This window comes from Pseudaeromonas sharmana (genome assembly GCF_042649925.1).
Classification (GTDB): Bacteria; Pseudomonadota; Gammaproteobacteria; order Enterobacterales; family Aeromonadaceae; genus Pseudaeromonas; species Pseudaeromonas sharmana.
In genome coordinates, this window is record NZ_JBHSAF010000014.1 from 261,714 (window position 1) to 276,057 (window position 14,344).

A 14,344-nucleotide genomic window follows, 5' to 3' on the forward strand; every position below is an offset into this window, starting at 1 on the left:
GTGTGTACGGCAGGCTAAAAAGTTGGAGTGATCCCACCTGGCCCGGGGGAGAGCGACGCGCGGGGCGTAAACAGGTGGTGCTTGGTGATCGACTCCAGACACCCGTTGATGCCACTTGGCATACTGTGGTGCGGGACCATCAAACATGGGGAATGGATAGTCCCGCACACCAGCATGCTGAGCATACGAGCCTGACGCTCAGGCCGCAGCGTGATTTGCATAGCTTTACACTTATTGCGGCGCCTATTTTTGCGCGGCTGCAAAGGTGTCAATCCAACAGGGTCTGTGTCAGTGATGACAGGTGGCGGCAAATGAGTATTTTCAGCCGGCGTGGTTATTCGATGCCGATTATGCCCGCACGGCCCTGTATTGGCGGGCGCAGTGGTTGGCGCACTATAATTATCTGAAAAACATACATAAATTTATTTTCGACGCAGTGATTAATATCGAAGCTGATGGCTCAGCCCGCCGCGAACAAAAAAAGAACCGCCCCAGGGAAATAGCCTCGCCGGGGCGGTCTGCATGTTATTAAGAAATCGGTATTGTTAGACCTTGAATTGATCAACCTGGCGCTGTTGGGCATCGGCCAGTTGTTGCAGCTCATCGAGCCGCTGGTTGGTCTCTTCGGCCGCCAGGATCACCGTCTCGCTGGCTTTGCGGATATTGCTGACGTTCTCGCTGATCTCGCCACTCACCTTGCCTTGCTCCTTGACCGCAATCTCGATCTGATTGCTCATCTCCTGAATCGTCGAGACCGAACGGGTGATGGCTTCAAGCATCACGACAGCTTGCTGTGAGCGTTGCTGGGTGACATTGGCCTGATCATGGCTGGAGAGGATGGCGCTGACGACTTGCTGCGTGCCCTGTTGCAGATCGCCGATCACCTGCCGGATCTCCACCACGGAGTCCTGAGTGCGACGGGCCAGATTGCGCACCTCGTCCGCTACGACGGCAAAACCGCGACCCTGTTCCCCGGCCCGGGCCGCTTCGATGGCAGCATTCAGGGCCAGCAGGTTGGTCTGTTCGGCAATGCCCGTGATCACCTCGAGGATCTGGCTGATGTTGTCGCTGTTACGGGCGAGGGATTCAACCTGCGGCTTGGCGTTGCTGATGTAGTGCATCAGGTCTTCCATCGCATGGCGTGTCTCCTCGACCACGGCTTTGCCTTGTTGCGCCGAGACTTCAGCGCTGTCAGCCGCGGCCACGACCCGGTTGGCACTGATGGCGACTTCGCCAGAGGTCTGGTGCATCTCTTCAAACGCCGAGGCCACCATGTCGATTTCGTTGAACTGGGCATTGAGCGCGTTGCGACTGTCGTGGGAGAGCGCCGTGGCCTGGGTGGTCAGCTGTCTGCTGTGGTGCACCGAGTGCACCAGTTCGCGCACTGTGCCATGGATCCGCTCGAGGAAGGCATTGAACCAGGTCGCCAGTTCGCCCAGCTCATCGTCACGACGCAGGCTGATGCGCTGGGTCAGATCGCCTTCGCCCTGGGCGATATCACGCAGGCGGTTAGCCACGTGACGCAACGGCGTGACCAGACGCTGTGCCATCAACCAGAAGACGGCGATGCCCAAAGAGGCAATCAGCAGCGCGGCGAGCAGCAGTTGGCCCGTGGTGCGCCCCAGGGCGCTGCCCAGTTGTTGCTCCAGTTCGGCAGCCCGGGCGAGCACCACCTGCTTGGGCATGCGAATGACCAGTCCCCAGTGCTGTTTATCGCCGGCCAGCACCACCGGCATCAGTATTTGTAAGGTGTCCTGTTGCCAGCTGACCTGGCGCTTGCCACCGGCAAACACCTGCTGCAGCTGTGACAACTCATCGGCAGCCTCCGTTGAGTAATGACTGCCACTTTGCAACCCTTCACGGGTGCTGCCTGCCACAATGCCATTCTGGCTCAGGAGCACGACGTCACCCTTGCCGTCGAACATGCTGTTATCCATGGTGTCGAGCAGCGACTGCAGTGGCCCCAGCGGCAGTTCAAATCCGACGCTACCCAGCAGCGTATCGCCATCCAGCAAAGGCAGCGACAAGGTGGTCAGCAAGCCGGCGGCGGGTTGACGGCTGTCGTTATAGGGATCGACCAGGCAGATGCCTTTTTCCTGCTGACTGCAGTGCCACCAGGCGTTACTCGGCTGACCATTGGCCTGTGTGCTTTGATCGGCAAGCTGTTTCTCGGCTATGGTCTGCTGCGTCATCTCGCCCTTGGCGTTGCGCCCCCAGTAAAAGGCCATCCGCCCTTTATCATTGGCCCCCAGATTGTCTGAACCGACATAGTTGGCGTCTTCGGCGTCGAGTGCATCGGGCAGGTAGACGGCAAAGGCGCCGCGGGCCATGGTGGCGTGTTCGGCTGCGGAACGGACCGTCTGATTGACGGCGCCGCGCAAGACTTCGCTGCTGAGCAGGTTGTCTTCAGCAAACTTTTTTTGGAATTGCAGTGCCTGGACCACCATCTGGCCCCGCACCGAGGCATCGTTCAGAAAGTTGACGATGCGGGTCGATTCGGTTTCGGCCTGTTGCGCCAGCAGCTGGGCGGCATTGTCTTCGAGCTCTTGACTCGACTGGGCGACCACCAGTTGATTGCTGCTATGGGCAGCATAGAGTGACACTGCGGTCATGGCCGCGGTGGACAACAACAGGCAACTGCCCGCCAGCAGAGAGATCTTCCATTGTATGGAGATTGAACGCATAAATATTCCTTCAAAGCGCCCTTCAACAGTGGATTGATAATATCCTTGCCTGCGTGTGATTGAACAGGGGGTTTGCAGAACTTTCTTGTTATAACTTATTGAGAAAGTTGAAATTGTTGGACTGTTTTGCACTATTGCGGTGCAATTTCACCAAGTGGGGGTCTCTGCGTGGTTACTGGTGGGGCCAACGAAGCAATGGCTTATAAAATGTGAGCCAAATCACAGCGCCTGACTGTGAAAAGCGTACCAGATTTGCGGCCCTGTCGGCAGGACAGGTAAACCGGTGGCGGACATGTTGCCATTGATGATGGCCAGAGAGAATTATGACAATCAAGAATGCTCCGATGCAGTTGTGGGTTCACCTGGGCGTGACCCTGAGCCGTAACCTGTTGCAACTCCCCGAAAGCCCGGAATTATTTGAACATCTGCGTCAGCAGATGCAGCAAGCCAGACTCAGCGGCGTCGATGCCGTTGTCCTCCCCATCAGCTGGCGTCACGTTGCCCCCTTTGCGCCGGAGCAGGCCAGCCAGGCCAGCAGTTGGCGCCCTTATTGCCAGTTGTTCACCATGGCCCGGCAGTTGGGGCTGAAGGTGATCCCGGACTTGTCTCTGGTGGCCAGAGGCATGGATGACAGCCGTCATATGACGCTGCTTCCCGGCTGGTTGTGGGGGCATTTGCAACAGCAGCTGCCTGCCGATGAACCGCGCGACACTTTCAGTTTTCTTGATCAATATGGCCGCGACAGTGTGGCCGTCACCTCGTACTGGGCCCACGACTATACCCGACCGCTGTTCGCGCAATTCTTGCAGGGATTTGCCGAACATCTGGCTGAATTTGCCGACATGGTGCCGCATCTGGTGCTCAGCGTCGGGCCGGAGGGGGAGTGGCGTTATCCGTTGCTCGGCCACTATGCCAGTGATGGCCTGCTGGCGCACTTTCCCTGTTTCAGCCAACGCGCCCTGTCTCAGTTACGGGATACCCAGCTGGCTTACTATGGCTCGCTGGCGGCATGGCAGCAGGCATGGCACTGTGAGAAGCAGGATCTGACAGCCAATCAGGTACTCAAGGCGCAGCTGATACAGATTGCCAGTGCGCTGCTGGAGGGCACTCATGGTCAGGCGGAGCAGGATGTCTATCGCTGGTATCAGGCATCGCTGACAGCGTATGGCCAGCAGTTGATGCTGCTGGCGGCCGAGGTCTTTGTTGGCCGTTGGCAAGGCGTATCGCTGGGGGTGCGTTTGCCGGGGCGTCTTCCGCTGCTCAAGGGGGGCGATGAACACAGTGCGGCGCTGATCGCCGGTTTTGCAACCGTTGCTGTCGACGCAGCGCCGGGTGCCGACGATGAACACTACCAGCAGCTGCTTGCGCAGCTGATTCCTGCCGCCGTGCGATCGCGTTGCCGCCTGTTGCTCACCGGGGCCGGTGTTCAGCAAGGCGAACGCGAGCCGATGCTGATGACCCACTGGCAGAGTGCGGCGGCGGCGCTGGGTTTGCCGCTGCTCGCCGAGAGCGATCGCCGTCTGGCACTGGATGATCATCCGCAGTGGGATCATCTGATCAACACCGTGATGCACCAGGGCGCCTACTGTGGCTGGGCGATCCGCGATCTGGACATCCTGATGGGCCAGGAGGTCGGCGAAGCCCGCTTGCGCCAGTTGACCCGCTTGCGTCACGGCCAGGGACAGGTGTCGCGACTCAATCACCGTGAATTCCGCGTGATGGGGCCGTTGCACCTCAAGGTCGCCAACCAGCGTCAGTTGTTGTCCGAGGCGGAGTGGCAGCAGTTTGCCGACGAAGTGCGCCAGTTGCGGCGCATGGGGGTCACGGCCATCTCCACCGATCTGTGGTGGGGGCTGATTGAGGGCCGGCAATCCGGTGTCTTTGACTGGAGCTACTATGACCGCCTCGTCGCCTTGCTGGCACGCCATGACATGCGCTGGGTGCCTATCCTGTCGTTCCACCAGGCTGGTGGCAACGTCAATGACGATTTCATGCAGACGATTCCACTCTGGCTGTGGGGCAAGTTGCTGGAGACCCATCCTGAGCTCGATTCGGTGCGCGATCTGCAATATGTCAGCGAAACCGGCGATGCCTCGATGGAGTATGTCTCGCTGTGGGCAGACCAGTATGTTCAGCCTTACTATGAACGCTTCATGACGGCGTTCCGCGACCACTTCATCAGCCGTGCCGGCATGATTGCCGAGATCAATGTCAGCCTGGGTCCGGCCGGGGAGTTGCGTTACCCCAGTTACAATGCCCACGACTGGGGGAATTACCCAAACCGGGGAACACTGCAGTGTTACAGCCCGTTGGCCGAACAGGACTGGCAGCGTTATTTGCGCAGCCGCTTCTCGTCACTCGAGGCGCTGAATTATGCCTTTGGTACCCGTTATCGGACCTTTGCCGAGATTGCGATGCCGGTTGCCGACAACCTGTTCGATAACAAGGAATACGTCTATTCAGCCTGGGCGAGAGAGTTTCTCGGTTGGTATCACGGTGCGCTGGTCGCGCATGGCCAACGGATCCTGCAGGCGGCGCTGGACATTTTCGCGGTCGGAGACTGGGTGCGGATCCCCGTCGGCATCAAGGTGCCGGGAATTCACTGGGAGATCAGCGATCCGGCCTCACCGCGGGTGGCGGAGATCACCGCCGGACTGATCCGACCCCATCCCACATTGGGCCCGACAAACCAGCGTGAATATCTGCAGCTGCTCGAGCAACTGGTGCCGTCCGACTGTCGTCAGCGTGTGGTAGTCCACTTCACCTGTCTGGAAATGATCAATAAAGACTATGAAGGCTACTCGCGTGCCGCCGATCTGGTGGGCTGGTTTGCCGATGCGGCTCATGAGCTAGGCATCAGTTTGATGGGAGAAAATGCACTGGCCGGTGAGCTATACGGTGAACAGGGCTGGCAACAGATTGCCAATGCACTGCGCCGCACGCCGGGCTTTGGTGGCATTACCTTCTTGCGCATGCAGAACTTCTTCGATGAAAACCGCACGCCCCGTGAACGGTTACAGTGGTTGATCAATCAGTTTCAGTGAAACTTCGGCGGCCACGGCGGGGCCGCCTCAATGTCTAAATCTTGAACAGCCTCACACAAATGTAACCGCTGACATATTGACGGTTTTGTAAGTTCACTGAATCGACCGGTTGTGCTGTGAAGCCGATCACGTCTCCTGCTGACTGAAAACGTTACATTGACGCCCCTTCTTAGGGACAAGCGTGATCATTCAGCGGGAATAATAAATGCAAAAACCATCTCTCTCCTTTTGGCAAATATGGAATATGAGTTTCGGCTTCATGGGCATTCAGTTCGGTTTCGGGCTGCAGAATGCCAATGTCAGCCGAATTTTTGAAACCCTCGGTGCCAGCATCGATCAGATCCCGATTCTGTGGATCGCCGCACCGCTCACTGGCCTGCTGGTGCAACCGTTGATCGGTTATTTCAGCGACCGCACCTGGTGCCGGCTCGGTCGTCGTCGGCCCTATTTTTTGGCGGGTGCCATTCTCTCCTCGTTGGCCCTGCTCATCATGCCCAACAGCCCTTACCTGTGGGTCGCCGCCGGTATGCTGTGGATCCTCGATGCATCGATCAATGTGTCGATGGAGCCATTTCGTGCGCTGGTGGCGGATAATCTGCCGTCACGCCAGCGGACATCCGGTTTTGCGGTGCAAACGTTCTTTATCGGCGTAGGCTCAGTGGTGGCATCTGCCATGCCGTATTTGCTGACCAACGTGTTCGGTATTGCCAATACGGCGCCGGAAGGGGTGATTCCGCCGTCAGTGAAATGGTCGTTCTACGCAGGCGGACTGGTGTTCTTGCTGACCATACTCTGGACTGTGTGGCGCACGCGGGAGTATTCACCGGCACAATTGCAGGCCTTCGACGCGGATGTGTCATCAGCGCCGCAAGCTGATGGTCTGCGACCGGCCATCCGCGATATTCTGGCGATGCCAGCTACCATGCGGCAGCTGGCCGGGGTGCAGTTTTTCAGCTGGTTTGCACTGTTTGCGATGTGGATTTACACCACCTCGGCGGTGACCAGCCACCTGTATGGCAGTACAGATTCATCCTCTGCGCTGTACAACGAAGGGGCGGATTGGGTTGGCATCTGTTTTGCTGCCTATAACGGCATCTCGGCGCTGGCGGCGTTCGTCCTGCCCTGGTTGGCGAGCCGTATCGGGCGTCGCGGTGTGCATGCGCTGTGCCTCGCACTGGGGGGCGTGGCACTGATCGGTATGAATCTGATCAGCGATCCACGCTGGTTGTTGATCAACATGGTCGGCATTGGCTTTGCGTGGGCATCGATACTCTGTATGCCGTATGCCATTCTGGCCGGCGCGCTGCCGGCACGGCGCATGGGTTTTTACATGGGCGTTTTCAATTTCTTTATCGTCCTGCCACAGGTATTGGCTGCGGGCATCCTCGGTTATATCACCCGTGAATACTTCGATGGCAACGCGATGTCGGCGCTGGCACTGGGCGGCGCCTCCATGCTGCTGGCGGCGCTTATGACATTGAAAGTCAAGGATGTCGATGAAGCGGTCAGCGAGCACAACGGCTCAGGCGCTATCGCGCCGGTTACGGCGTAATCGATAGGTGCCGCGCTATACGCGAACGCATCATTCATCATCGTAATAGTTACGTTAAATCGCGTTAAAAAAACAGAGGGCCTTCATGGCCCTCTGTCTCAGGTATTTACTGTCTCAGGTATTTACTGTCTCAGGTATTCCAGCGTCGAAAGCCCATAGGCCTGCAATAGCGACTCGGTAGGGACGCGATGCGACAAGCGCCCGTGCGCTGATTCATACAAGGCCGCCCGGGTAATCGCCTCGGGTGTCAAACCTTGCATGCGCAACAGGATCAATGCGGACTGCAACGGCGGCAGGCTCGGGTTGAAGGCGGCATTTTCAGCATAGCGCCCGCAGATCACCCGCCCGTCCTGCAGCGCCAGTGCCACCCCGGCGTAGGCGTGGGAGTAGGGGGCATAGCTCTGGCTGGCCGCTTGCCAGGCTGCAGCCAGTAGTGGCTGGCCCTCTGGCGGGGCGACCAGTGCGTGCAACTGGGGCTGCAGCAGCGTCTCCACTATGCCCAGATCCGCAGGGCCGAAGGCGTCTGGCAGCAGTTGTTGCAGGCTCTGAGCTCGTCCTGGCAGATGGATCTGCAGCTGCTTGGCCGAATTGGTCTCATTCATGAACTGCCGGCAATGACCGCAGGGGGAAGCATTGATGGTTATGGCTTCGAGGGCCGTCTCTCCGCATAGCCAGGCGTGATTGATTGCGCATTGTTCGGCATGAATGGTTTGGGCCAGGGGTTGCTGCCGAAACTCCATGTTGGCCCCTAGATACCACGCTCCCGAGCCCCCCCAGGCGATAGCACCGACGTGGAAATGGGAGATCTCGGCGTACGCAAAACTGGCAGCCAGCGGTAACAATTGCAGCGAGAGTTCCTGTTTAGTCAGCCCTGAGACGGATTGAAGTTGTTCGATCAACGACGCCGGGAGGCGAGAAAGATCGTGGTGGCGGGCATGCGCTTGCAACAGCTGCTGCCAAGCGGCAGGCAGGGTAGTCAGGACGTGTTCAGTGGTAGCGAGCATCAGATTCTCCGCCTAGGATGGCCGTGGAGTAGCAGTGAGTCTGAATGTGCACGCCATTGATTTTTCGAGCAAAATCGAAACGTTTGACAATTCAGACTCTGTGCAGCATCTCACAAATGCTGGCTAATCCAGTGGTACAGCGCAAACAGCACCGGGGCCAGTATCGCAGTCAAAACACCACATACCACCATGGCCAGTGATGAAAAGGCGCCTTGTGTAGTGCCCCTTTCTGCGGCAGCGGCGGTGCCGACGGCATGGGAACAGGCGCCGATGGCCAGTCCCTGTGCTTGCGGATCGGTTACCCGAAACAGTCGCAGTAGCGGGAAACCAATGACAGCGCCAAGGATCCCGACCAGCACAACAATCGCGGCGGCGATGGCGGCTACGCCACCAAGACTGCTGCTGACGCTCATCGCCAGCGGCGTAGTAATTGATCGCGTAGCAATGGAGCTGACAATCTCTGGCGCAGTGGGCACCAGGCTGCAGGTGATCAACGTCAGCCCAACGCTGATGAGCACGGATAAACTGCATCCGAGCAGGATTGGTTTCAATCGGGCACGGATTTGACCAATCTGCTGGTATAGCGGAATAGCCAATGCCACTACGGCCGGTTCAAGCAGCAGGTGAATGGGATGGGCGCCGGCCTGATAGTCCTGCAATGCACTGCCGCTGAGCACGATCACGGCCATGATGACGAACATCGGCAGGAGCACCGGATTGATAAACGGCCACGGTTTGAAACGATATAGCTGGCGGGTCAGCCAGTAGAGCAGCAAAGTCAGTGGTATGGCGAAATAGAAGATCATGAACGGTTCATCCTCTGAAAGACATGACCGACAACGAACAGGATCAAGGCAATACCCAATACCACATTGATCAGAATGACCGTCAATGAGGCCAATACGGTATCCAGATAGGCCAGTAACCCGACGGCGACCGGAATGAACAGCAGGGCCATGTGTCGAAGCAAGAGCCCGCCACTGGCCTCAAGCCAATGCAGCTTCACCAACTGAAAATTGAGTAACAAAAACAGCAACAACATGCCGATGATGCTGCCGGGAAAGGCGAAGGGTAATTGGCTGGCGACCAGCTTGCCGACACCCAAGGCCGCCAGGATGATGAGAAAACTCGAAACATAGCTCAGGGCACGTTGCACCCTTTGGTTATGTGTCATGACTGCAACCATCAAAAATGCGTTATGACTCACACTTTATCATGACGATGGCGTGCGTGCAGCCGCTTATCCGCCTGCGCAGCAAGAGTCTGTTCAGCTTCCAGGGGCTACAATGGAGGAAACACAAATGAGAAGGGCGAGTCCAGTGTACTGACTCGCCCTTTAAGTGCGACTGTCATCGCGACAGCGCGAACCATGTGGAACGTATTGCATGAACAAACTCTTAAACGCTAGGCCATCCGGTACGGTGGCCCCCTTGCTCACTTCATGATGGAACCGTGTAGCCTGTTACGTGTTACGTGTTACGTGTTACGTGTAGCTTGGAGCATGTTGCATGTTGCTTGAAGGAGCACTTTAACTATAGCGCGTGTTTGCAGATTGCAAGTCGAAATTTCATATAAAAGTTTTATCGTCACAACCAATGGGATTGCAGCATGAATAACTTGCTTGACCACTGGCGTCACGCCATCCAGAACACTCCTTCAATTCCAGGTACATTGACCACGCCGGCCTGGTCGGATGATGAGGTCGTTGTCAGGCTGGATAACATCTCGAATGAGCCCCTATGCCCACGCGAGTGGCTCTTGCTGGACCAGCCTGTTGCTGAACCGGACTGGCCTATCTATGGTGAAGGATTCCAGATGCTGGCGCAAACAGCGGGTAGCTGGGGCGCACCGCAACCGATAGGGCGCTGTCCTGATGCCGAGGTCTATCGCATAACCGCGGACGAGGGCTACCACACAGTACATAATCTGCTGATGTTCAAGGCGCAGGAGCAGTGGACACTGTTGGCATTTACCGGCTGTGAGCGCTTCGGCGGTGAGTTCCGACTCTTTCCTGACGGGCGTCTGCAGGTGCTGATGCGCACCGAGTCTGTGGCCTTGCGGCCTGGCAGTCATTGGTTGAGTGAGCCGTTACTGGTGATGCAAGGCCGGCAACGAGGCGACTTGCTGGCCCGGTTGGCGCAGCGCATTGCACGGCATCATCCACCTGTCTGTGCCATGGCGCGGCCAACGGGGTGGTGCTCCTGGTATCACTACTATGCCGACGTCAGTGCCGACGATATCCGCGAAAACCTGCAGCAGATCCAGCAGCGTTTCCCTGAGCTACGTTATGTGCAAATCGATGATGGTTATCAAGCTGCCATGGGGGACTGGCTTACTCCTTCTGACCGGTTTGATGGCGGGTTGCAACCAGTAGTGGAGGCCATCCATGCCAGTGGCGCCGAGCCGGCGTTGTGGGTCGCCCCGTTTATCGCCGAACCGGGGTCCAGGCTGTTCCAGGACCATCCGGAGTGGTTTATCCGCGATGAACATGGTCAGCCTCTGGCTGCGGAAACCGTCACCTACGGTGGCTGGCGCTGCACCCCCTGGTATGTCTTGGATGGCAGCCACCCGGAGGTTCAAGCACATCTTAGCGGGCTGTTTTCCACCTTGCGGCATCGGTTCGGCATTCGTTATTTCAAGCTGGATGCCAACTTTTGGGGGGCGATCCATGGAGGCAAACATCATGATCCGCAAGCAACACGTATCAGCGCATACCGACGCGGCATGCAAGCCATCATAGATGGTGCCGGGGAAGGGGCCTTCCTGTTGGGTTGCAACGCACCGATATGGCCTTCGCTCGGGCTGGTGCAAGGGATGCGCGTAGCGGATGACATTGAGCGCTCCGGGCATCGTATCCGACAGGTCGCTCGCGAGATCTTCGCCCGCAGTTGGCAAGGTGAGCGCCTGTGGCAGCTCGATCCGGATTGTCTGTGTCTGCACGATTTAAGCTGGCAGCACGCCTCACAGGCTGATTACGAATTTCATATGACGACTCTGCTCGCCTGTGGCGGCATGATCTTGAGTGGCGATCGACTGCGTGATCTGAATCCACGGCAGAGCCAGTGGCTCCAGATGCTGATCCGCATGGCAGAGGGACGAGCGCCAGCAGCGGATTTTTGTGAAGACCTGAGCTATGGCGAGATGGTGTTTGATGGCAAACGCTGGTCGTTTTTCTTCAACTGGCACGCCGAGGCACAACGCTTGGTCCTGCCAGCCGGGGGGGAGTTGGCGCTCTATGACGCACCAGCACCCGATGAGTATCTGTTGCCGCCGGGAGGCGCCCTGGTCGTCACCTACCGCTTGTAACTGCGCATAAGAAAAAGGGCCTGCATCAGCAGGCCCTTTGCACAGGGAGACGTGTTAAGCCTTAATGCTTAATGGCCTCGTTGTGCACGTCCATAACAGCACGGCCAGACGGATCAGCCATCAGCTTGAACTTTTCATCCCACTCCAGCGCCTTCGGTGTAGAGCAGGCAACTGACTTACCATAAGGTACGCAGCGGGCTGCAGATTCCAGCGGGAAGTGCTCTTCAAAGATGGCGCGATAGAAGTAGGCCTCCTTGGTCAATGGGGTATTGACCGGGAAACGGTAGGCAGCCGCTTCGAACATCTGATCGCTGACTTCGTTTTCGACGTGGACCTTCAGGCTGTCAATCCAGGAGTAGCCGACACCATCGGAGAACTGTTCCTTCTGGCGCCATGCGACCTCTTTGGGCAGGTAATGTTCAAACGCCTCACGCAGGATGTGCTTTTCAATTTTGCCATTGCCGCACATCTTGTCTTTGGGGTTCAGACGCATGGCAACGTCGATGAACTCCTTGTCGAGGAAGGGTACCCGGCCTTCGACGCCCCATGCCGCCATCGACTTATTAGCCCGCAGGCAGTCGTACATGTGCAGCTGAGACAGCTTGCGTACCGTCTCTTCGTGGAACTCCTTGGCATCCGGTGCCTTGTGGAAGTAGAGGTATCCACCAAACAGCTCATCGGAACCCTCACCGGACAGCACCATCTTGATACCCATGGCCTTGATGAAGCGAGCCATCAGGTACATGGGGGTCGACGCACGAATGGTCGTGACGTCGTACGTCTCGAGGTGATAGATCACATCTCGCAGCGCATCGATCCCTTCTTGTACGGTAAAGGTGATTTCGTGGTGAATAGTACCCAGATGGTCAGCCACTTTTTGTGCCGCCGAAAGATCCGGCGAGCCTTTAAGACCGACAGCAAACGAGTGCAGTTGCGGCCACCAGGCTTCGGACTTGCCATCATCTTCGATGCGGCGCGCGGCGAAGAGCTTGGTGACAGCAGAGATGATCGAGGAATCAAGACCACCGGACAACAGTACACCGTATGGCACGTCACACATCAGCTGGCGCTTGACGGCATCTTCGAGTGCGTCACGCAGGGCTAACTTGTCGGTGACATTGTCCTTGATGTTGTCGTATTCCATCCAGTCGCGCTGATAGTAACGCGTGAGCTCACCATCCTTGCTCCACAGGTAATGTCCGGGCGGGAACTCCTGTACGCTCTTGCACACCGGGGTCAGGGCTTTCATTTCGGAGGCAACATAGAAATTGCCGCACTCGTCATAACCCATGTACAGCGGGATAATCCCGATATGGTCACGACCGATCAGATAGGCATCCTGTTCGGCATCATAGAGAATGAAGGCAAAAATCCCGTTGATTTCATCAAGAAAAGCCGCGCCTTTCTCTTTGTACTTGGCAAGAATGACTTCGCAATCTGAACCGGTTTGGAATTGAAAATCGACGCTCAGCGTCTTTTCCAGCTCCTTGTGGTTGTAGATTTCGCCGTTAACGGCCAGCACGTGGGTCCGCTCGGGGTTGTACAGCGGTTGCGCACCATTGCCCGGATCGACAATGGCCAAACGCTCATGAACCAGAATGGCTTTGTCGGTGCTATACACCCCGGACCAGTCGGGGCCACGGTGACGCAGGCGTTTGGACATCTCCAGAGCCGTTTTGCGCAGTGCAACCGCATCTGACTTGATGTCCAGAATACCAAAAATTGAACACATACTTCCTTATTCCTCGAGATGGTGGGGCCCCACGTTGGCCCACTTGTCCTTTTATCATTCCTCAGCCATCAATCTGCCAGACGGCGCCGACCCTCTGCAAGCAGAAATGTCGGCGGTGGCGTTACGCCTGGCTATTTTGGTGCGATTTTGGCGAAAACAGGCAATTTAGACCAGGTCGATGTCGACTACTGACTCGAAAATGTGATTGGGCCGGAAAGGGACCTTATCGATATCCGCGATTTTACTCACCCCGGAGAGCACCAGAACTGTCTCCAGTCCGGCCTGAAATCCAGCCAGAATGTCCGTGCGCAGATTATCGCCGATGATAATCGTCTGATCCGAGTGGGCTTGCATCTTGTTCAACGCGGCGCGCATGATCCAGGCACTGGGTTTACCAACATAAAACGGTTGCCGGCCTGTCATGCGCTCGATCGGTGCGCACAAGGCACCACAGGCCGGATACATATGCGGGCCATGGGTATCAGGATTAGTGGCAATGAACCGTGCCCCTTGATCGACAAACTGCGCAGCCTGCTGAATCATGTTCCAGTTGTAATTACGCGTTTCGCCGACGACAACGAAATCGGGATCGATGTCGGTAATGGTAAAACCGGCCATATAAAGCTCATGGGTGAGGGCCCCCTCGCCAATGACATATACCTTGCGGCCTTCCTGACGAGTCAAAAATGCGGCTGTCGCCATCGCCGAAGTGTAAAAACAGGCTTCCGGCACATTGACGCCGGCGGCCTGGAAACGGTTCTGCAGATCTTTAGCCGTTTGGCCCGGATAGTTGGTGACAAACAGCAGCGGCGTGCCTTGTTCTATCAATCGATGCACGAACAGATCTGCGCCAGGGATGAGCTTGTTGTTATGCAGGATGACGCCATCGATATCGCAGATTACGGCTTGTTTTGAATTCAAAGCTCACTCCTCTTCGGCGTTTTTCATTGGTTGAATGTCAGCCGGCGGTCTGTTAAGTCTGGAAATTCAATCTAACTGGCTGGATTTCCTGTATATTTGTA

10 protein-coding genes are annotated in these 14,344 nt (G+C 57.0%); 4 read left to right on the plus strand and 6 right to left on the minus strand.

Translation table 11 applies throughout. The features are described 5' to 3' along the window. Window positions 1-301 precede the first annotated feature (301 nt). Entirely contained in the window at window positions 302-532 is a 231-nt protein-coding gene (locus ACFOSS_RS10990) for a hypothetical protein (protein WP_377152400.1), read from the plus strand. Between the two features lie 13 nt (window positions 533-545). Here the strand turns inward: ACFOSS_RS10990 and ACFOSS_RS10995 are convergent, their stop codons facing one another. Then, complete coding sequence (locus ACFOSS_RS10995; RefSeq protein ID WP_377152401.1) at window positions 546-2,684, minus strand: methyl-accepting chemotaxis protein; 2,139 nt, start codon at window positions 2,682-2,684, stop codon at window positions 546-548. Window positions 2,685-3,007: 323 nt separating this feature from the next. Between ACFOSS_RS10995 and ACFOSS_RS11000 the strand changes: the two genes are divergently transcribed. Together ACFOSS_RS11000 and ACFOSS_RS11005 are read left to right on the plus strand one after the other, a co-directional pair. Continuing rightward, the gene (locus ACFOSS_RS11000) at window positions 3,008-5,728 is read left to right on the plus strand and encodes a family 14 glycosylhydrolase (RefSeq protein ID WP_377152402.1); all 2,721 of its coding nucleotides are present in this window, start codon (window positions 3,008-3,010) and stop codon (window positions 5,726-5,728) included. Between the two features lie 205 nt (window positions 5,729-5,933). Continuing rightward, window positions 5,934-7,280, plus strand: coding sequence for an MFS transporter (locus ACFOSS_RS11005; RefSeq protein WP_377152403.1), 1,347 nt, complete (start codon window positions 5,934-5,936; stop codon window positions 7,278-7,280). Window positions 7,281-7,402: 122 nt separating this feature from the next. On the opposite strand, the gene cdd is transcribed toward ACFOSS_RS11005, so the two are convergent. The 3 genes from cdd to ACFOSS_RS11020 all read right to left on the minus strand — a co-directional run bounded on the left by cdd (window position 7,403) and on the right by ACFOSS_RS11020 (window position 9,458). Further along, complete coding sequence (gene cdd, locus ACFOSS_RS11010) at window positions 7,403-8,284, minus strand: cytidine deaminase (protein WP_377152404.1); 882 nt, start codon at window positions 8,282-8,284, stop codon at window positions 7,403-7,405. A 110-nt stretch (window positions 8,285-8,394) separates the two neighbouring features. Further along, complete coding sequence (locus tag ACFOSS_RS11015) at window positions 8,395-9,090, minus strand: LrgB family protein (RefSeq protein ID WP_377152405.1); 696 nt, start codon at window positions 9,088-9,090, stop codon at window positions 8,395-8,397. Then, entirely contained in the window at window positions 9,087-9,458 is a 372-nt protein-coding gene (locus ACFOSS_RS11020) for a CidA/LrgA family protein (RefSeq protein WP_377152406.1), read from the minus strand. Before ACFOSS_RS11020 ends, ACFOSS_RS11015 begins: the two co-directional genes overlap by 4 nt. A 434-nt stretch (window positions 9,459-9,892) precedes the next feature. Here ACFOSS_RS11020 and ACFOSS_RS11025 point away from each other — a divergent pair, with 434 nt between their 5' ends. After that, window positions 9,893-11,590, plus strand: coding sequence for a glycoside hydrolase family 36 protein (locus ACFOSS_RS11025; RefSeq protein WP_377152407.1), 1,698 nt, complete (start codon window positions 9,893-9,895; stop codon window positions 11,588-11,590). 61 nt (window positions 11,591-11,651) lie between these two features. Here ACFOSS_RS11025 and asnB read toward each other — a convergent pair whose 3' ends face one another. Continuing rightward, entirely contained in the window at window positions 11,652-13,322 is a 1,671-nt protein-coding gene (gene asnB, locus ACFOSS_RS11030; protein WP_377152408.1) for an asparagine synthase B, read from the minus strand. 165 nt (window positions 13,323-13,487) lie between these two features. Further along, window positions 13,488-14,243 carry an HAD-IIA family hydrolase gene (locus tag ACFOSS_RS11035; protein ID WP_377152409.1) on the minus strand — a complete coding sequence of 252 codons (756 nt, stop codon included), beginning with the start codon at window positions 14,241-14,243 and terminating at the stop codon, window positions 13,488-13,490. Window positions 14,244-14,344: the final 101 nt, after the last annotated feature.